The sequence below is a fragment of the Amycolatopsis sp. NPDC004625 genome, assembly GCF_040609695.1.
GTDB lineage: Bacteria > Actinomycetota > Actinomycetes > Mycobacteriales > Pseudonocardiaceae > Amycolatopsis.
Window position 1 is genome coordinate 300,629 of the sequence record NZ_JBEXKX010000001.1, and the last position, 18,922, is coordinate 319,550.

Consider the following 18,922-nt stretch of genomic DNA (forward strand, 5'->3'; position numbering starts at 1 on the left):
AAGGGGCGGATCAATGGCGATCAGCGTCTTCGACCTGTTTTCCATCGGCATCGGCCCGTCGAGCTCCCACACCGTCGGGCCGATGCGGGCGGCACTGACCTTTGTGGACGGACTCGGCGCGGACCTGCCGTCGGTGTCCCGCGTCCAGGCCGAGCTGTTCGGCTCGCTCGGCGCCACCGGTTTCGGCCACGGCAGCGACAAAGCCGTCCTGCTCGGGCTGTCCGGTGATCGCCCGGAAGAGATCGACACGGACACCGTGCCGGGCCGCATTTCGGCGATCCGCGAATCCGGCCGGCTGGTGCTGGCCGGCACGCACGAGATCGCGTTCGACGAGGACAACGACCTCACCATGCACCGGCGCAGGTCGCTGCCGGCGCACCCGAACGGCATGGTGTTCCGCGCGTTCGACGCCTCGGGCGCGCTGCTGCGGGAACGCACGTACTACTCGGTCGGCGGCGGCTTCGTCCGCGACGAGTCGTACGAGACGGACACGGTGTTCGTCGAGGACTCGACCCCGGTGCCGTACCCGTTCCGCACCGGCGCGGACCTCCTCGGACACTGCGCGTCGACGGGTAAGCCGATCAGCGAGATCATGCTGGCGAACGAGCTGTCCTGGCGTTCGGCCGACGAGGTGCGTTCCGGGCTGCTGGACATCTGGGCGGTCATGGCGGAGTGCGTCCGCAACGGCTGCACGCACGAGGGTGTCCTGCCGGGCGGCCTGAAGGTCCCGCGGCGCGCGCGGGCGTTGCACGAAAAGCTCCTCGCCGAGGACGGCGCGGACGACCCGCTGTACGCGATGGACTGGGTGAGCCTGTACGCCCTGGCGGTCAACGAGGAGAACGCGGCGGGCGGCCGCGTGGTCACCGCGCCCACCAACGGCGCGGCCGGGATCATCCCCGCGGTGTTGCACTACTACCAGCGCTTCATCCGGCACTCGTCGGACGACGGGATCGTGACGTTCCTGCTCACGGCGGGCGCGATCGGCTCGATCCTGAAGCAGACCGGCTCGATCTCGGGCGCCGAGGTGGGCTGCCAGGGCGAGGTCGGCTCGGCCTCGGCGATGGCGGCGGCGGGCCTGACCGAGGTGCTGGGCGGAAGCCCGGCCCAGGTCGAGAACGCGGCGGAGATCGGGGTGGAGCACCACCTGGGCCTGACGTGCGACCCGGTGGGCGGCCTGGTCCAGATCCCGTGCATCGAGCGCAACGCGGTGGGCGCGTCCAAGGCGATCCACGCGGCCCGGATGGCCATGCGCGGCGACGGAAGCCACGTGGTGACGCTGGACAAGGCGATCAAGACCATGCGCGAGACGGGCGCGGACATGAGCGTGAAGTACAAGGAAACGGCCCGCGGTGGCCTGGCGGTGAACGTCATCGAGTGCTGAAGCCGGTCACCTGACGCGGAGCTTCCGGAGGGAGTGCCGCGTCAGTTCCGGTTCTCCTCCGGTTCGACGGCCAGCTTCAGGCCGACTTCGACCAGGCGCCAGCCCAGTTGCTGCTTCCGCGTTCCCGGGTGGCGCTTGGGCGTCGCCCGGCCCGGTGGGCGGTTGCGCACGCCGTGGCGCAGCTCGTTCTCCCGCTCGTGGACCAGGTCCTCGGCCATCAAGAAGTGCACCGGATCGCCCCCTGCGTCGATGTTCGGTGTCGGTCACTCCATCGTTGCCGACCGTGGCCGTCGGGTTCCACCGATTTTTCCGTGAGCGCAAAACACAGTGTCACCGGCAGCGGCCGGGGCCGGCCACTCCGAGGATGCGGAAAGTACCCTGGTGACCACTGACCGTCGCGGTGTCCGGGCGCGGAGTGGACCCGGATCGCGGCCTAGACTCGCGGGATGGAGTCGACCTCGGTGGTGAATGCCGGCGAAGCGCTGTTCCGGCCGGTTCGCGCCGGCAACGCCTTCGAGGAGACCGTCGAACGGCTGCTGCAGGCCATCCGGCTGGGTGTCGTCGGCGCCGGGGACCGGCTGCCGTCCGAACGTGAACTCGCCGAACGGCTGGGCGTCAGCCGCGTCACGCTGCGCGAGGCCATCCGGGCGCTCTCCGATGCCGGTTACGTCGAGTCACGCCGGGGCCGGTACGGCGGCACGTTCGTGAACGAGAGCCTGCCCGGGCCCCCCGAACCCGACGGCAAGGTCGACGCCGTCGCCCTGGAGGACGCGCTGAGCCTGCGGTACGTCCTCGAAACCGGCGCCGCGGAGATGGCCGCCGCCCGGTCGCTGAGCCCCGCCGACCGGCAGCACCTCACCGGCACGCTCGCCGAGGCCGCAGCCGCCGAGCTCGACGACTACCGCCGCAAGGATTCGCGGCTGCACCTGGCCATCGCCGAGGTGACCGCGTCCGGCTCGCTGACCACGGCGATGGCCGACGCCCGCACCCGCGTCAACCAGCTGCTCGACCGGATCCCGCTGCTGCCGCCCAACCTCGAGCATTCGAACGCTCAGCACGAAGCCATCGTCGACGCGATACTGGCGGGTGACGCGGCCGCCGCGCGGCAGGCGATGGCCGAGCACATCGAGGGTACGGCGTCGCTGCTGCGCGCCTTCCTGTCCTGAAAATTTCGACGGAATCGATCCTGCCGACAACCCTGACCGGATCCTGACAACTTCCGTTGCTTCCTCACCGAACCTCGTCACCCGTCCGGTCGTCATCCATTCGTGACCTTGGCGACGGACGAACCAGACGCGAAACCCCGGAAGTGGCGCCGCGCCCGGCGGATCACCGCCTGGACGCTCGGCGTGGTCGTCGGCGGCCCGCTGATCGCGTTCTGGATCTCCTACCTCGTGCTCGACGTCCGCAGCCCCCAGGAGGTCCTGGCCGGGCTGGACAAGACCGTCGTCCTGCAGTACTCCGACGGGTCCGAGCTGCTCAAGGTGGTCCCGGCCGGCGGCGACCGGACGTTCGTGCCCTACGACCGGGTGCCCGCGAAGCTGCGGGACGCGATCATCGCCACCGAAGACCCCACCTTCTGGGACAACCAGGGCTTCGACCCGACCGGCATCGGCCGCGCGTTCCTCACCGGGGTCGGCGGCGGCTCCGGGATCACCCAGCAGTACATCAAGAAGTCCACCGGCGACGAAGACGCCACCCTCGGGCGCAAGTTCGCCGAGCTCGTGCTGGCCACGAAGATCACCCAGGAGCAGAGCAAGGAACAGATCTTCGAAAGCTACGTCAACATCATCTCCTTCGGCCGCGGCACGTTCGGGCCCGCCGCGGCGATGAACGCCTACTTCGGCAAGAAGCTCGACGACTCGATCACCTGGAGCGAGGCCGCCTTCCTCGCCGGGATGATCCAGTCGCCGTCGGTGCACGACCCCGCCGCCTCCGGCGACATCCACGCCTCGCGGCGCTGGGCGTACGTGCGCGACAAGCTCGTGAGCCGCGGGTACGTCAAGGACGGCGAACCGATGGCCTACCCCGGCGCCGAGATCCAGCCGCCGTCCGAAACCCGCGCGGGCCGCCTCACCTACGACGAGTTCCACGTCAAGCAGCAGGTCCTCGCCGAACTGGAACAGGACGGCTTCCCGCTCAGCCGGCTCCAGCAGGGCAACCTGACGGTCGAGACGACGCTCGACCGCGGCCTGCAGGACGCCGCGAAGAAGGCGTTGCGGGACAGGCTGGCCGACGAGCCGAAGGAGTTCCGGGGCGCGCTCGTCGCCCTCGACCCGAAGACCGGGGCCGTCCGCGCCTACCAGGGCGGTGACCAGGGCGTCCGCGACTACGCGAGCACCCCGCACGCGCTCGGCTCGGCGTTCCAGCCGTTCACCTTCACCGCGGCCCTGCGCCGCGGTTACGGCCCGGACCAGCCCGTTCCCGCGCCGACGAAGCTCGACTTCCTCGGCGAGACCTTCCAGTACCCGGACGTCTGCGGCCCGAGGTGCACCCTCCGGACGGCGTTGACGAAGCACGCCGAAGGCGCCTTCGCCGGGCTGGCGAAGAAGCTCGGCCCGGACGCGCTGAGCGACGCCGCACGGCAGGCCGGCATTCCGGACACCGTCGACGGCGCCCCGACCCTGCGCGAGAAGGACGGCTACCTCATCGGCGCGGGCATCGCGATCGGCCGGTACCCGCTGCGCCCGCTCGACGTCGCGGGCGCGTACGGGACCTTCGCCGCCGAAGGCCGGCGGGCCACCCCGCACCTGGTGGCGAAGGTGCGCGACGAAAGCGGCGCGGTCGTCTGGGCGCACCCGGACGCCTCGAGCCCGGCGTTCGGCGACGACGAGGTGAGCCGCCACATCGCCGGCGAGGTCACCGCGACCCTGCGCGCCGAAAGCGGCCCCGCGGCCCTGCACACCGGCGAGGCCGAGCACGGGAACAGCCCCGACTACCAGGACGCCTGGGCCGTCGGCTACACCCCGCAGCTGGCGACGGCGGTCTGGATCGGCTCCGACGACGACCGGCGGCTCAAGGACGCGGCCGGCCGGAAGCTGACCGGTGACGTCGTGCCGGCCGACGTCTGGCACGCGTTCGCGGCGGCCGCGCGGCCGCCGCGCTGACTCACCGGACCAGGGCCAGCACGAACCCGTCGTGCCCCTTGCCGCCGACGGTCTGCACCGCCGTGGCGTCGATGCGGTCCTCGGTGGCCAGCAGGTCGAACAGCTCCCGCGCGCCCCGGACGTTCGGGTCGTCGTCGCCCGGGTCCGCCACCCGGCCCTGCCGGACGACGTTGTCGACGACGATCGTGGTGCCCGGCCGCGAGAGCTCCAGCGTGGCGCGCAGGTAGTTCGCGAGGTTGACCTTGTCGGCGTCGACGAAGACGAAGTCGAACGGCCCGGCCAGCGTCGGCAGCGTGTCGAGCGCGGCGCCGACCCGGATGTCGACCACGTCTTCGCCGAACCCGGCGCGCGCCAGGTTGGCCTTCGCGACTTCGGCGTGCTTCGGCTCGTACTCGCAGGTCACGAGCTTGCCGCCGGCCGGCAGAGCGCGGGCGAGCCAGATCGTGCTGTACCCGCCGAGCGTGCCGATCTCCAGGATCGTGCGCGCGCCGGACATGCGGGCCAGCAGGTGCAGCAGCTTGCCCTGGTTGGGCGCGACGGCGATGTGCGGCAGCCCGGCGGAGCTCGCGTCGGCGAGGGCGGCGTCGAGCACGGGGTCGGGGGCGAGCAACGCGCCGGCGAGGTAGTCGTCGACTTCGGTCCAGAGTTGGTCGGTCATGGCACCTCCGGAGTCAATCTAGCCCGGATGGGATCATGCTCGCCGAGAGCGTTCCCGGCGGAAGTGAAGGCAGACATGGACGACTACCGCGTCGTCGCGGACGCCATCGCCGCCGACATCGAAGCCGGCCGGCTGCGGCCCGGCGACCGGCTGCCGCCCCAGCGCCGGTTCGCGCGGCAGCGCGGGATCGCCGGCTCGACCGCCGCGCGCGTCTACGGCGAGCTCGTCCGGCGCGGCCTGGCCGTCGGCGAGGTCGGCCGCGGCACGTTCGTCCGCGCGGCGAAGCCGCCGCCCGAACCCGCGCTCGCCGAGCCCGGCGGCGCCCGCGTCGACCTCGAGCTCAACTTCGCCGTCCTGCCGGGGGAATCCGCGCGGCTGGCGAAGGCGCTGGAACCGTTGCTGCGCGAGGACGTCCTGACCGCGGCCCTGCACCCGATCGGCGCCGCGGGCACCCAACCGGCCCGGGAGGCGGCCGCCGCCCTGCTGGCCCGCGGCGACTGGCGGCCGGACCCGGCGACCGTGCTGTGCACCGGCAACGGCAGGCAGGCCCTCGCGGCGGCGATCGCCGCGTTCGTGCCGGTGGGGGAGCGGCTCGCGGTGGAGTCCCTGACCTACCCGGTGGTCAAGGCCCTCGCCGCCCGGCTCGGCGTGGAGCTCGTGCCGATCGACACCGACGACGACGGCCTCGTCCCGGCGGCGCTGGCCGCGGCCGGGCCGGTGCGCGCGCTCTACGTCCAGCCGACCCTGCACAACCCGCTCGGCACGACGATGTCCGTGCGGCGCCGGGAGGAGCTGGCCGCGGTCGTGGCCCGGCTCGACCTGCCGGTGATCGAAGACGGCATCTACACGTTCCTGCGCGACGACGTCCGGCCGTTCGCCGCCTTCGCCCCGGACCGGACGGTGTTCGTCGACAGCCTGTCCAAGCGGGTCGCCCCCGGGCTGACCGCGGGTTTCCTGGTGACGCCGCCGCCGTGGACCGCGCGGCTGGCGTCGTCGGTGCGCTCGGGCGGCTGGGCGGCGTCCCGCTTCGCCGTCGAGGCGGCGACGCGGTGGATCGTGACGGGCACCCTCGCCGAGGTCGAGGCGGCCAAACGCCGGGACGCCGCCGCGCGGGCGGTGGTGGTGGCGGAGAAACTGCCGGGCCTGCGCGGCGACCCGGCGTCCTACCACCGCTGGTGGGAGCTGCCGGAGCGGTGGCGCGCGGAGCTGTTCGTCGCGGCCGCGGCGCGCCGCGGGATCGCGCTGTCCCCGGCGGCGGCGTTCGCGGTGCTGCCGGGGCACGCGCCGAACGCGGTGCGCCTCGCGGTCTCGGCCCCGCCGCTGGAGACCCTGGCTTCGGCCCTCGACGTCCTGGCCGGGCTGGCGAGCGGAAGCCCGGACGACCTGCTGGCCGACTGACAGGGCCTGCCAGGGGCGTGCCAGCCGGGTGTGCGGTCCGCACCAGTGATCGTCGCCAGGCTTCGGGTGTCGCACCGATCCCCGAAGGAGCACTCATGCACGTCACGATCATCGGCGCCGGCCTCGGCGGCCTGACCCTGGCCCGCGTCCTGCACGTCCACGGCATCGCGGCCGACGTCTACGAAGCGGAAGCCTCGCCGATGGCGCGGATGCAGGGCGGGATGCTCGACATCCACGACTACAACGGCCAGCTCGCCGTCGAGGCGGCCGGGCTGGTGGACGAGTTCCGCGGCCTGGTCCTGGAAGGCCGCCAGGCCATGCGGATCCTCGACCGCAACGGCACCCTGCTGTTCGAGAAGACCGACGACGGCACCGGCGGCCGCCCGGAGGTCCTGCGGGCCGACCTGCGGCGGATCCTGCTCGACGGGCTGCCGGCCGGCACCGTCCACTGGGGACACAAGGCCACCGGAGCCCGGACCCTCGCCGACGGCCGCCACGAAGTCACCTTCGCCGAGGGCCGCACCGTCGTCACGGACCTGCTGGTCGGCGCCGACGGTGCCTGGTCGAAGGTCCGGCCGCTGCTCACCGACGCCGTGCCCGAGTACGTCGGTGACGCGTTCGTCGAGACCTACCTCCACGACGCCGACACCCGGCACCCGGCCACCGCGGCCGCGGTCGGCGGCGGCTCCATGGCCGCCAACGGCGGAACGCCGGACGAGTCGATCAGCGCACACCGGGAAAGCGGCGACACCCTGCACGCCTACGTGGCGCTCACCCGCCCGCTCGACTGGTTCGCCGCCATCGACTGGACCGACCCCGCCGCGGCCGCCGCGCGGATCGCGGCGGAGTTCGACGGCTGGGCCCCGGAGCTCACCGCACTGATCACCGACGCCGACACCGCACCGGTCCTGCGGCCGCACCACACGCTCCCGGTCGGCCTGCGCTGGGACCGCGTGCCGGGCGCGACCCTCGTCGGCGACGCCGCCCACCTCACCGCGCCGAACGGCGAAGGCGCGAACCTGGCCATGCTCGACGGCGCCGAGCTCGGCCAGGCACTCGCCGCGCACCCCGGCGACGTCGAAGCCGCGCTCGCCGGGTACGAGGCGGCCATGTTCACCCGCAGCGCGAACCCGGTCGACGAGGCCGTCCTCCTGGAGAGCCTGTTCGGCGACGGCGAGGTCCCGCGGGAGCTGTTCGACCTGGTGCAGGGCCGCGAGCAGGCGTCCTGAGGTCAGGGCGCGTACTTGCCCACGAAGCTGCCGCAGGTCACGACGCGGCCGGTCAGCCGGGCCTGCAGCGCCGTCTCCAGGCCGAGGTAGGTGAACACCGGCGTGTCGGCCGGCACCTGGTCCGGCACCGGGCCGCCCGTGGCCAGCAGGCGGCTCGGCACCGTCTGGAACAGCACGAGGTAGCCGCCTTCGCGGTTGAGCGCGTCCGTCGTCGCCAGCATCCGCTGGGGCGCGTCGCCGACGATCTCCAGCGGTAGCGGCCACTCCAGCGGGAACGGGTTGCGCAGGCCGAAGGCCGGGTAGGCGAACGCGTTGTCCGGCAGGATCGCCGTGCGCGGGGCCGGGAAGCGGTCGAGGCAGTCGCGGATCTGGCTGACGTACCGGAACGTCGAGGGGTTCGTGCGGATGCCGGCCATCGCCGGGCTGACGGCGCCGAGGTCCTCGGTCAGCCGGTCGTGCCCGAGGTCGAGGTAGGCGGCCTGGTCGTGCCGCGCGACGACGACCCAGCCGCAGACCGCCACCGCGGTCAGCCCGGCCGTCGCGGTCACCCAGCGCCGGGCGAGCCGGGGCCGCGGCGGGACGAGGTGGCTCAGCAGCAGCAACGACGTCAGGGCCAGGGTGCCGGTGAGCAGGGTCGGGGTGTCGTTGCCCCAGGACAGGCTGGTCATGAACCCGGTGGCGAGCACGAGCAGCCCGGCCCACGGCACCCTCCGCCGGACGGCCGCGTTCACCGGCACGCTGACCGCGACGATCCACCACAGGACGTCGGCCCAGCGCGAGGAGCCGGTGAACCGGCCGTCGACGACGGTCCAGACCACCGCGGCGGCGCCGGCGAGCACGAGCACCCAGGACGCCACCCGCCCGGCCACCCCGAGCCGGTCGCCGGGCAGCCGGACGGCCAGCAGCACGACGGCGATCGCGGCGAAGAAGCTCAGCTCCCGCACCGGGGCCTTGGTCAGCATCTCCGGGTCGTCGAGCCACAGCCCGAGCAGCCGCTCGCCGTACGCGGGCACGCCGCCGGTGAGCTGCTCGACCATCTCGGTGAACCCGCCGCCGAGGCTCACCCAGGCCACGTACGCCAGCCCGGGCGCACCGAGCGCGAGGAGGTCGAGGACGAGCCGGAGCGCGCGGCGCGCGCCGGTCCGGGTGGCCGGGTGCAGCACCAGCCACAGCACGCCGATCACCGCGGCCAGCGCGAAGCTCTGCTTGACGAACACCGCGCAGCCGAGCAGCACCAGCCCGCCGCGGCGGGCGAGCGCGCGGCCGCTGCGCAGGCCCGCGTCCAGGGCCCACGCGCCGCACGCGGTCAGCGCGATGCCGTCCACGGTGTGCCAGGCCATCAGCGGGAAGGCGTTGAGGTTGATCAGCGACGCGGCCGCCACCATCGCCGTCATCCCCGGGCCCCAGTCGAGCACCCGGCGCCGCGTGACCAGGGTGGCGAAGGCGATCGTCGCCACGATGATCTCGATCATGGACAGGAAGCTGGAGCCGAAGAACAGCGGCATCGGCAGGGCGTAGTCGGCGACGTGCAGCACCGCGGACCCGAGCGGGCGGGCGGAGATGATGTCGGCGTGCGGGACTTCGCCGTGCAGCACGCGCCACGCCTGGGCGAGGATGAAACCCTGGTCGGAGGGGTGGAAACCGAAGCGGCCGACGCGGAGTTCGGTGGCCAGCGCGAGCAGCAGCACCCAGCCGGCGTGGATGCTCCAGCGCAGCTTCGGGCGCGTGGTCTTCGGGGGTTCCGGCGTCGTGGCGGCGCGTACCGGACTCGCCACGTCCACGCCTCACCCACCTTCCGCTCCCGACCGCACCCGGGAAGCGATGGTAGCGGCCGGGGTGACCCCCGCCTCGGACCGCACCACCGGGGTGCGGCGGGAGCCGCCCGGGAGGCCGGAGCCGGGCACACCGCCCGGCTCCGGCGGACGTCACCCGAGCGTGCGCCGGGCCGTGCCGATCGCGGCCGTCTGGTCGCTCACGGCGGGTCGTTCCCCAGTGCTGATTACCGGCATTCCGTACTCCCCAGTCGAAGCCCGCCCGGATCGGCGGGACTCGCGCGAGGGTAGAAGTACCGTCCCGCGCGTGCCACCGTTTCGGCGGAATTCGCGGAAATCAGGCACGACGGCGCCAGATCAGGCGGGTCACCGCCCCGGCGACCGACGCCGGCGCGGACCGGCGGGGCAGGCCGCGCGCTTCGGGCGCGGACTCCGGCATCGCCCGGTAGGCCAGGTGCGCGGCGAACCGGGCCAGCCGCGGCGCGGCGAGCGTCGCCAGCTCGGCCGCGCGGCCCTCGGGCAGGCTGAGGATCTCCGGCCGTTCTTCCAGGGCTTTCACCACCAGCGCCGCCGCGCGTTCCGGGCTGCTGGACGGGATGCCGCGGTAGCCGGTCGGCGCGATCATCGGCGTCCGCACCAGCGGCATCCGCACCGACGTGAACGTGACGCCGTCGGAGAGCGTCTCGCGCCCGGCCGTCAGCCCGAACTCCTCCAGGGCCGCCTTCGACGCCAGGTACGCCGAGAAGCGCGGGGTGTCGGTCTGCAGGCCCTGGGTGGTGACGTTGACGACGTGCCCGAACCGGCGCTCGGCCATCGACGGCAGGAAGCCGAGGATCAGCCGCACCGGGCCGAAGTAGTTGATGGCCATCGTGCGCTCGAAGTCGTGGAACCGCTGCGTGGACAGCGAAACCGAGCGCCGGATCGACCGGCCGGCGTTGTTCACCAGCATGTCGACCGCGCCGTGGTCGCCGAGCACCTCCTTGACCAGCGCGTCGACGGCGTCGCCGTCGGTGAGGTCGCACGGGTGCGCCGCCGCGGTGCCGCCGGCGGCGAGGATCTCCTCGCGCACCTCTTCCAGCTCGGACGCGCGGCGGGCCACGAGGATCACCTTCGCGCCCTTGGCCGCCACGGCCAGCGCCGACGCCCGGCCGATCCCGGACGAGGCGCCGGTGATCAGCACCGTCCGCCCGGCCAGCCCGTGCCCGCGGCGCGCGCGGTCGGGGTCGAGGTGGGCCTGCCAGTAGCGGTACAGCGGGGCCGCGTAGTCGCGCAGCTCGGGCAGTTCGACGCCGCTGCCGAACAACGCCGTCGTGGTGCGCGCGGTGTCGAAGACGACGTCCATGGTCAGGTGCGGCAACACGGCCAGCGGCACGCCCAGCTCTTCGAGGACGGCCGCGCGGGCGCCCCGGCCGCCGGGCAGGCGGTCGACCCCGGCCGCCGCCGCGTGCGCCAGGCGGCGGCCCACCCGCCGGACGGCGCCGGACGGCGTTTCCGGCAGCACGGCCCGGATCACCGGCCCGCCCGCGGCGCGCGCGAAGGCGTTGTAGACGGAGTTGAGCGGCTGCGGGCGCGCGGCGGCGAGGTGGTAGGTCGTCCCGGCCGGCGCGTCCCGGTGCATCAGGTGGTCCATCGCGTCGACGACGTAGTCGACCGGCACCAGGTTCGTCGCGCCCAGGCCGGGTGCGGCCAGCGGGAGGGGCCGGGGCAGCGCCGCCAGCCGGGAGATGGCCGGGAGGAAGTAGTAGGGCCCGTCGACCTTGTCCATCTCGCCGGTGCGCGAGTCGCCGACCACCGCGGAGGGCCGGTAGACGCGGTAGGGCAGGTGCTGCTCGCGGACGAGCTTTTCGGCCTGGAACTTCGTCGCGTGGTACGGCGAGGCGAAGCGCTGGCCGAGGTCGAAGTCGGCTTCGGTGAACCGCCCGGCGTGGTCGCCGGCGACGGCGATCGACGACACGTGGTGCACCAGCCCCGCCCGGGCCTCGGCGGCGAAGGCGAGCAGGTGCCGGGTGCCCTCGACGTTGGCGCGCCGGTTGGCCTCCTCGTCGGCGGTCAGGTCGTAGATCGCGCCGAGGTGGACGACGTGGTCGAGGTGGGGGAGACCGGCGGGGTCGGTGCCGAGCCGGGGTTCGGCGAGGTCGCCGGCCACCGGGTGCAGCCTGTCCGCGTTCGGCCACTCGCGCGCGAGGGTGGCCAGGCGCTCGCGGGAGGTTTCCCGCACCAGCGCGTACACCGCGGACGTCTCCTGCCGCTTCAGCAGCCGCGCGACCAGGCGCTTCCCGATGAAACCCGTCGCGCCCGTCACGAAGTAGGTCGTCATGGCCGGTCCCTTCTCGTCGGGCCCGACTCTAACCTACTGGAAAGTAGGAACGGTAGTTGTCAGCTTCCTTCTTCGTCCGCCGTCGCGACGACGGCGTCCCGGAGGGCGGCGCGCAGCCGTCCGACGTCGAGCGGCCCGAGCACCGCCGCCTCACCCGGCGGCGCGACCAGCACCACCTTGTCGTTGCTGACGAACACCGTCACGTCCCTGCGCCTGCCGGCCAGATCGCGGCAGCCGATCGACCACTCGCCCCGACTCATGGTCGCCACCCTCCGATTCCCTCGTCGTGGTCGTCCCTGTCCTGTCGTGCGAGGGTGGGAGCGGGGCCCGGCGGCGCTATGACGCGGGTTCACCCGATTTGCCTACTCGCGGGTTTTGTCTTGCGCTTCGCGGGTTTTCGGCGTAGTCCCCGGTCGTGGGACGGCCTCTTCGGGAGTAGCGTCGGCGGCGGAGTAGCCGTCTCTGGGAGGTATGGATGTCGGAACCGCGGAAGATCGTCATCGTCGGTGCGGGGCTCGGCGGGGCGTCCGCCGCGGCCGCGCTGCGCGAGCGCGGCTACCCCGGGGAAGTCCTGCTGGTGGGCGCGGATCCGCACCGCCCGTACGAGCTGCCGCCGCTGTCGAAGGGCGTGCTGCTCGGCAACGCCGACGAACCCGACTGGGTGCACGAAGAGAAGTTCTACGCCGAGAAGGACATCCGGTTCGGCGCCGGCGTCACGGCGACCCGGATCGAGCTGGGCGCCCGGCTGGTCCTGGACGACGCGGGCGGTGAGCACCGCTACGACCGCCTGGTGCTGGCGACCGGATCGCGGCCGCGGCAGCTGCCGGTCCCGGGCGGGGACCTGCCGGGCCTGTACACGCTGCGCACCCTCGACGACGCCCTCAAGCTGCGGTCGGCCTTCGCGGCGGCCGAGCGCGTGGTGATCGTCGGCGCGGGCTGGATCGGCTCGGAGGCGGCCGCGGCGGCCCGCACGCACAACGCGGACGTGACGGTGGTGGACCCGGTGCCGGTGCCCCTGGCGAACGTGGTCGGCGAGACGGTCGGCGGGGTGTTCCGCGACCTCCACGAAGCGAACGGCGTGCACTACCGCCTGGGCGAGCAGGTCGCGGAGATCACGGGCGGCCCGGACGGCGTCCGCGGCGTCCGGCTCGGCGGCGGCGAGGAGATCACGGCGGACGTGGTCCTGATCGCGGTGGGCGCGGCCCCGCGGGTCGAGCTGGCCCACGCGGCGGGCCTGGAACTGGCGGACGACGGCGGCGTGAGCGTGGACGCGGGCCTGCGCACGGCGGCCCCGGACGTGTACGCGGTGGGCGACATCGCGTCCCACTTCCACCCGCGCTTCGGCCGCCGGGTCCGTGTGGAGCACTGGGCGAACGCGAAGGACCAGGGCGCGCACGTGGCGCAGAACCTGCTGGGGGAGAACGAGCCGTTCCTGGCCTCGCCGTACTTCTTCACCGACCAGTACGACCTGGGGTGCGAGTACCGGGGCCTGGCGGACCCGGCGTCGGACGAGCTGGTGGTCCGCGGCGACCTGGCCGCGCGCGAGTTCACCGCGTTCTGGCTCCGCGACGGCGAAGTGGCGGCGGCGATGAACGTGAACATGTGGGACGACGGGGACGCGCTGGGAGCGCTGGTCGACGGCCGCGCGAAGGTGACGGCGGACCAGCTCAAGACGGCGGACCTGGCTTCGCTGGCGTAAGGGTTTCGCGGATCAACGCGTCGAGCCGCCGCCACGCGGGGGACGACGCGTTGACCGCGCCCTGCACCAACGCCGGGATCGCCGAACCTTGTTCGTACGCGGGCAAATCCGGGCCGTAGCGCGCTCGGGTGGCCGAAACGAGCGCGGATGCCAAGGCGTCGACGCGCGGGTCGTGCGGGTCGAGGTCGTGCACGCCGTCGTACTCGAGGACCAGGGCGAGCAACGCCGGATCGGCCAGCATCGCCGACTGGTCGCGGAAGTTCGCGCGGGCCGTCTCGGGGTGGGTGGCGAACACCAGCAGCCACAGGTCGTTCTGCAGCGCCACCCACCGCTCGCTGAACCCCATGCCGGGCAGCCGGCCGAGGTAGGACACCACCTCGTCCGGCAGGGGCGAGAGGTCGCCCGCGGCCAGCCGGCGGAGGCGGGAGCGGGTCGCCTCCAGGCCGGCGATCCGGGAGGTGAGGTCGTCGTCGATCCGCTGGAGGGCCGACCGGAGGCCGTCGCCCGCGCGGAGCTCGCGGATGCGGGCCAGCGGGACGCCGGCCTCGGCGAGCGTGCGGATCCTGATCAGCTCGACCGCGTCGGCCGCGCGGTAGCGGCGGTACCCGGACGCGTCGCGGTCCGGCTCGGGGAGCAGGCCCTTCGCGTGGTAGACGCGGATCGTCCGGGTCGTCACCCCGACGTACCCGGCGAGCTGTCCGATGGTGAGCACCCGGCCATCCTCGCACTTGACCTTGACCCTGGGGCAACGGTGCATGCTGGACCCATGACCGACCACGAGACCCTGCGCGCCCTCGCCGACGAGGGCAACGAAACGGCCCTGGACCGCCTGGCCGACCTCGCCGACACCCGCGGCGACGTCGAAGAGCTCAGCGAGCTGCTGGACGAAGGCAGCGACCACGCCGGCGAGCTGCTCACCCGCCGCGCGGTCGCCGCGAAGGACCTCCTGGAGCTGCAGCGGATCGCCGACGCCGGCCACGAACCGGCCGCCGACGAGCTCGAACGCCTCCTCGCACCACCCTCGTGAGTGAGAAACCGTGTTCTAACCCTGTTTCTCACTCACGACCGGGCGGGCCAGCGCAAGGAAGGCGACCAGCGCCAGCACCGCGAAGCCCGCCATGGTCGCCGCCATCGGTACCGCCGTCCCCGGGCCGCCGAGGCCGACCAGGGGCGTCGCCACCGCGCCCACCACGAACTGCAGCACCCCCAGCAACGCCGAAGCCGCCCCGGCCGAGCGGGCGTGTGAGGCCAGGGCCAGCGAACTCGCGTTCGGCATCACCAGGCCGATGCTCGACACCAGCAGGAACAGCGACACCAGCAGCACCGGCAGCGGCAGCCGCGCCCAAGCCGAAAGCAGCACCAGGGCCCCGCCCGTCACGCCGAGCAGCAGCCCGGACCGCAGCAACGCCCGCTCCCGGACCCGGCCGACCAGCCGGCCGTTGAGCTGGCCCGCCAGCACGATGCCGACGCCGTTCAGGCCGAACACCACGCTGTACGCCTGCGGGCTGAGCCCGTACACACCCTGCAGCGCGAACGACGAGCCCGAGATGTAGGCGAACATCGACGCGAACAGCAGGCCCGACGCCAGCGCGTACCCCGCGAACGACCGGTCCAGCGCCAGCCGCCCGTAGGTCCGCATCACCTGGCCGAGCCGCAGCGGTGACCGCGAAGGCGACGGCTCCGGCAGGAAGAACACGACCACCGCCAGCAGCAGCACGCCGAACGCCGTCAGGACCACGAACACCCCGCGCCACGACGTCCAGGTGAGCAGCTGGCCGCCGACGAGCGGGGCCAGGATCGGGGCCAGGCCGCTGACCAGCATCAACGTCGAGAAGAACTTCGTCATCGCGGTGCCCGAGAACAGGTCGCGGACGGTCGCCCGCGCGATCACGATCCCCGCCGCGGCGCCGAGCGACTGCACGAACCGCGCGGCGACCAGCAGCCACGCGTCCGGGCTCACCGCGCACAGCACCGAGCCCACGACGTACAGCGCGAGCCCGGCCAGCAGCGGCCGGCGGCGGCCGAGCGCGTCCGACAGCGGCCCGAGCACCAGCTGGCCCAGGGCCAGCCCCACGATGAACGCGCTCAGCGTCAGCTGGACCGTGCTGTCCGCCGCGTGCAGGTCGGCCGCCATCCGCGGCAGCGCGGGCAGGTACATGTCGATCGACAGGGGCCCGAACGCCGTCAGGCCGCCGAGGACGAGGACGAACTTCAGCTGCGCCCGCCGGCTCGGCGCGGTACGTTCCGCCGTGGTGGTCATGCCCGTCCTTTCGCTCCTTGATGGACCAGCGGCCGGGACGCCGGTGCTATTCCGGCTGTGATCGGTGACACCGCGTGGTCGCGCGGAGAGTGAACCGATACTGATCCGATCAATTTTGCGACCGATTCGGCGATGGCTCTGGATCGACGGTCACGACTGCGATATACATCGGATGTCTGGTCAGTGGGTGAAGGGAATATCCGTGCAGCTTGTGCGCCTCGGGGAGCCGGGAAGTGAACGTCCGTTCGTGCGTGCCGACGACGGCGCGACCTACGAGCTGGGCGGGCTGACCGCCGACGTCGACGGCGGCTTCCTCGCCGCGGACGGCATCGCGCGGGCGGCCGCCGCGCTCGCCGCCGGGCAGCTGCCGCCGGCCGACGCCGGGAACCTGCGCGTCGGCTCGCCGATCGCCCGGCCCGGCAAGGTCGTCTGCATCGGCATGAACTACCGCCGCCACGCCGAGGAGACCGGCGCGACCCCGCCCACCGAGCCGGTCGTGTTCCTGAAGGCGCCGGACGTCGTGGTCGGCCCGGCCGACGACGTCCTCATCCCGCGCGGGTCGGCCGCCACCGACTGGGAGGTCGAGCTCGGCGTCGTCATCGGCAAGACCGCCCGCTACCTCGAGAGCGTCGAGGAGGCCCTGGCGCACGTCGCCGGCTACGTCGTCTCGAACGACGTCTCCGAGCGCGACCTGCAGTTCCGCACCGGCCAGTGGGACAAGGGCAAGTCCTGCGAGAACTTCAACCCGCTCGGCCCGGGGCTGGTCCCGGCGAGCGAGGTGCCCGACCCGCAGGACCTGGGCCTGCGGCTGTGGGTCAACGGCGAGAAGAAGCAGGACTCGTCGACCAAGGACATGATCTTCGGTGTCGCCGAAATCGTCCACCACCTCAGCCAGGTGATGGTCCTGCGGCCGGGCGACCTGATCAACACCGGCACCCCGGAGGGGGTCGCGCTCGGGCAGCCCGACCCCAAGCCCTACCTGCGCGACGGCGACGTCATCGAGCTCGAGATCGACGGGCTCGGCCGGCAGCGCCAGACCGCGAGGCAGGCCTGACCATGGCGAAGATCATCGGCATGGAGGTCCTCGACGTCCGGTTCCCGACGTCGAAGGAGCTCGACGGCTCGGACGCGATGAACCCCGACCCGGACTACTCCGCCGCCTACGTCGTGCTGCACGCCGACGAGGGCCCGGACGGCTACGGGCTCGCGTTCACCATCGGCCGCGGCAACGACGTCCAGGCCGCCGCGATCCGCGCGCTGGCCCCGCACGTCGTCGGCCGGGAGGTCCCGGCGGACGCGGTCGCGCTCGGCGACCTGTCCCGCACGCTCGTCGGCGACTCGCAGTTCCGCTGGCTCGGCCCGGAAAAGGGCGTCGCGCACATGGCCGTCGGCGCGGTGGTCAACGCCGCGTGGGACCTCGCCGCGCGCCGCGCCGGCCTGCCGGTCTGGCAGTTCGCGGCCCGGATGACCCCCGAGGAGCTCGTGTCGCTCGTCGACTTCCGCTACCTCACCGACGCGCTGACCGAGGCCGAGGCCCTGGAGATCCTGCGGCGCGCGGAACCCGGCCGGGCCGGACGGGAGGAGCAGCTGAAGGCGAACGGCTACCGCGCCTACAGCACGTCCCCCGGCTGGCTCGGGTACGCGGACGCGAAGCTCGTGCGGCTGGCCGAACAGGCCGTGGCGGACGGCTTCGGGATGATCAAGCTCAAGGTCGGCGGCAACCTCGAGGACGACGTCCGGCGCATGAAACTGGCGCGCGAAACCGTCGGCCCGGACGTCCGGATCGCCGTGGACGCCAACCAGCGCTGGGACGTCCGGGCCGCCGTCGACTGGATGACCGAACTCGCGCCGTACGACCCGTACTGGATCGAGGAGCCGACGTCCCCGGACGACGTCCTCGGGCACGCGGCCATCGCGAAAGCGCTTGCGCCGATCCGGGTCGCGACCGGCGAGCACGTCCAGAACCGCGTGGTCTTCAAGCAGCTGCTGCAGGCGGACGCGATTTCGGTGCTGCAGCTGGACGCCGCCCGCGTCGGCGGGTTCAACGAGAACCTGGCCATCCTGCTGCTGGCGGCCAAGTTCGGCGTCCCGGTGTGCCCGCACGCCGGCGGGGTCGGGCTCTGCGAGCTCGTCCGGCACCTGTCGATGTTCGACTTCGTGGCGGTGTCCGGCACCGACGCGGACCGCTCGATCGAGTGGGTCGACCACCTGCACGAGCACTTCACCGACCCGGCCGTCGTCGAGCGCGGCCGCTACCTGGCCCCGACCGCCCCCGGGTTCTCCGCGCGCATGCACGACGCCACGCTGCGCCGGTTCCGGTTCCCGGACGGTCCCGAGTGGACGGAGACCGCAAGTGAGTGAATTCGAGGGCCTGGTGGCCGCCGTCACCGGAGGCGCCTCGGGCATCGGCAAGGCGGTGGCGGACCTGCTGACCGAGCGCGGCGCGCAGGTGGCGGTGCTGGACCTGAAACCGGACGAAGGCGGCTTCCGCTGCGACGTCTCCTCCGACCGGGAAGTCCGCGAGGCGATCGACGCCGTCGTGGACCGCTTCGGGCGGCTCGACATCCTGGTCAACAACGCCGGGATCGGCGCGCAGGGCGACGTCACGGCCAACGACGACGACGAGTGGCACCGCGTGTTCGACGTCAACGTCGTCGGCATGGTCCGGCTCGCGCGCACCGCGCTGCCGCACCTGAAGAACTCGCCGTCCGCGGCGATCGTCAACACCTGCTCCATCGCGGCCTGGGCCGGCCTGCCCAGCCGCGCGCTCTACTCGGCCAGCAAGGGCGCGGTGCTCTCGCTGACCCTGGCCATGGCGACCGACCACCTGCCCGACGGGATCCGCGTCAACTGCGTGTGCCCGGGCACCGCGGACACCCCGTGGGTGGGCCGGCTGCTCGACGCCGCCGACGACCCGGCGGCCGAACGCGCGGCGCTGGCCGCCCGCCAGCCGATGGGCCGGCTGGTCACCGCGGACGAGGTCGCGAACGCCGTCGTCTACCTCGCTTCGCCGCTTTCCGCGTCCACCACCGGCACCGCGCTCGCGGTCGACGGCGGCATGTACGGCCTGCGTCCTCGCGGCCCCGTTCACCACGACTAGA

17 protein-coding genes are annotated in these 18,922 nt (G+C 73.1%); 10 read left to right on the forward strand and 7 right to left on the reverse strand.

Features of this window, described 5'->3' with window-relative positions; genetic code table 11:
* Nucleotides 1-13 precede the first annotated feature (13 nt).
* On the forward strand, nucleotides 14-1,381 hold the full coding sequence (locus ABZW17_RS01395; protein WP_354808437.1) for an L-serine ammonia-lyase: 1,368 nt from the start codon (nucleotides 14-16) through the stop codon (nucleotides 1,379-1,381).
* Between the two features lie 41 nt (nucleotides 1,382-1,422).
* Here the strand turns inward: ABZW17_RS01395 and ABZW17_RS01400 are convergent, their stop codons facing one another.
* Nucleotides 1,423-1,611 carry a hypothetical protein gene (locus tag ABZW17_RS01400; protein WP_354808439.1) on the reverse strand — a complete coding sequence of 63 codons (189 nt, stop codon included), beginning with the start codon at nucleotides 1,609-1,611 and terminating at the stop codon, nucleotides 1,423-1,425.
* 216 nt (nucleotides 1,612-1,827) lie between these two features.
* Here ABZW17_RS01400 and ABZW17_RS01405 point away from each other — a divergent pair, with 216 nt between their 5' ends.
* A complete protein-coding gene (locus ABZW17_RS01405; RefSeq protein WP_354808441.1) occupies nucleotides 1,828-2,547 on the forward strand; it encodes a GntR family transcriptional regulator in 720 nt (239 codons plus the stop codon).
* A gap of 102 nt (nucleotides 2,548-2,649) precedes the next feature.
* Nucleotides 2,650-4,488, forward strand: coding sequence for a transglycosylase domain-containing protein (locus ABZW17_RS01410; protein WP_354808443.1), 1,839 nt, complete (start codon nucleotides 2,650-2,652; stop codon nucleotides 4,486-4,488).
* A gap of 1 nt (nucleotide 4,489) precedes the next feature.
* Here the strand turns inward: ABZW17_RS01410 and ABZW17_RS01415 are convergent, their stop codons facing one another.
* A complete protein-coding gene (locus tag ABZW17_RS01415) occupies nucleotides 4,490-5,146 on the reverse strand; it encodes an O-methyltransferase (RefSeq protein WP_354808445.1) in 657 nt (218 codons plus the stop codon).
* Between the two features lie 75 nt (nucleotides 5,147-5,221).
* On the opposite strand from ABZW17_RS01415, the gene ABZW17_RS01420 reads away from it, so the two are divergent.
* Nucleotides 5,222-6,544, forward strand: coding sequence for a PLP-dependent aminotransferase family protein (locus tag ABZW17_RS01420; protein ID WP_354808447.1), 1,323 nt, complete (start codon nucleotides 5,222-5,224; stop codon nucleotides 6,542-6,544).
* A gap of 95 nt (nucleotides 6,545-6,639) precedes the next feature.
* Complete coding sequence (locus ABZW17_RS01425) at nucleotides 6,640-7,773, forward strand: NAD(P)/FAD-dependent oxidoreductase (protein WP_354808449.1); 1,134 nt, start codon at nucleotides 6,640-6,642, stop codon at nucleotides 7,771-7,773.
* A gap of 2 nt (nucleotides 7,774-7,775) precedes the next feature.
* On the opposite strand, the gene ABZW17_RS01430 is transcribed toward ABZW17_RS01425, so the two are convergent.
* From ABZW17_RS01430 to ABZW17_RS01440, 3 genes are all read right to left on the reverse strand, one after another.
* Nucleotides 7,776-9,554 (reverse strand): hypothetical protein, encoded by a 1,779-nt coding sequence (locus tag ABZW17_RS01430; protein ID WP_354808450.1) that lies wholly within the window; start codon nucleotides 9,552-9,554, stop codon nucleotides 7,776-7,778.
* A gap of 328 nt (nucleotides 9,555-9,882) precedes the next feature.
* Nucleotides 9,883-11,862, reverse strand: coding sequence for an SDR family oxidoreductase (locus tag ABZW17_RS01435; RefSeq protein WP_354808452.1), 1,980 nt, complete (start codon nucleotides 11,860-11,862; stop codon nucleotides 9,883-9,885).
* Between the two features lie 59 nt (nucleotides 11,863-11,921).
* The gene (locus ABZW17_RS01440) at nucleotides 11,922-12,122 is read right to left on the reverse strand and encodes a hypothetical protein (protein ID WP_354808454.1); all 201 of its coding nucleotides are present in this window, start codon (nucleotides 12,120-12,122) and stop codon (nucleotides 11,922-11,924) included.
* A gap of 215 nt (nucleotides 12,123-12,337) precedes the next feature.
* On the opposite strand from ABZW17_RS01440, the gene ABZW17_RS01445 reads away from it, so the two are divergent.
* Nucleotides 12,338-13,561, forward strand: a complete 1,224-nt coding sequence (locus tag ABZW17_RS01445; protein WP_354808456.1) for an FAD-dependent oxidoreductase — start codon at nucleotides 12,338-12,340, stop codon at nucleotides 13,559-13,561.
* Here the strand turns inward: ABZW17_RS01445 and ABZW17_RS01450 are convergent.
* Complete coding sequence (locus ABZW17_RS01450) at nucleotides 13,530-14,273, reverse strand: MerR family transcriptional regulator (RefSeq protein ID WP_354808458.1); 744 nt, start codon at nucleotides 14,271-14,273, stop codon at nucleotides 13,530-13,532. The genes ABZW17_RS01445 and ABZW17_RS01450 overlap by 32 nt on opposite strands.
* A gap of 54 nt (nucleotides 14,274-14,327) precedes the next feature.
* Between ABZW17_RS01450 and ABZW17_RS01455 the strand changes: the two genes are divergently transcribed.
* A complete protein-coding gene (locus ABZW17_RS01455; protein ID WP_354808460.1) occupies nucleotides 14,328-14,588 on the forward strand; it encodes a hypothetical protein in 261 nt (86 codons plus the stop codon).
* Between the two features lie 15 nt (nucleotides 14,589-14,603).
* Here the strand turns inward: ABZW17_RS01455 and ABZW17_RS01460 are convergent, their stop codons facing one another.
* Complete coding sequence (locus ABZW17_RS01460; RefSeq protein WP_354808462.1) at nucleotides 14,604-15,821, reverse strand: multidrug effflux MFS transporter; 1,218 nt, start codon at nucleotides 15,819-15,821, stop codon at nucleotides 14,604-14,606.
* 202 nt (nucleotides 15,822-16,023) lie between these two features.
* Here ABZW17_RS01460 and ABZW17_RS01465 point away from each other — a divergent pair, with 202 nt between their 5' ends.
* The 3 genes from ABZW17_RS01465 to ABZW17_RS01475 are packed head-to-tail and all read left to right on the forward strand — an operon-like array spanning nucleotide 16,024 to nucleotide 18,921.
* Nucleotides 16,024-16,875, forward strand: a complete 852-nt coding sequence (locus ABZW17_RS01465) for a fumarylacetoacetate hydrolase family protein (protein WP_354808464.1) — start codon at nucleotides 16,024-16,026, stop codon at nucleotides 16,873-16,875.
* A gap of 2 nt (nucleotides 16,876-16,877) precedes the next feature.
* On the forward strand, nucleotides 16,878-18,182 hold the full coding sequence (locus tag ABZW17_RS01470) for an enolase C-terminal domain-like protein (protein ID WP_354808466.1): 1,305 nt from the start codon (nucleotides 16,878-16,880) through the stop codon (nucleotides 18,180-18,182).
* A complete protein-coding gene (locus tag ABZW17_RS01475) occupies nucleotides 18,175-18,921 on the forward strand; it encodes an SDR family oxidoreductase (RefSeq protein WP_354808468.1) in 747 nt (248 codons plus the stop codon). Before ABZW17_RS01470 ends, ABZW17_RS01475 begins: the two co-directional genes overlap by 8 nt.
* Nucleotide 18,922: the final 1 nt, after the last annotated feature.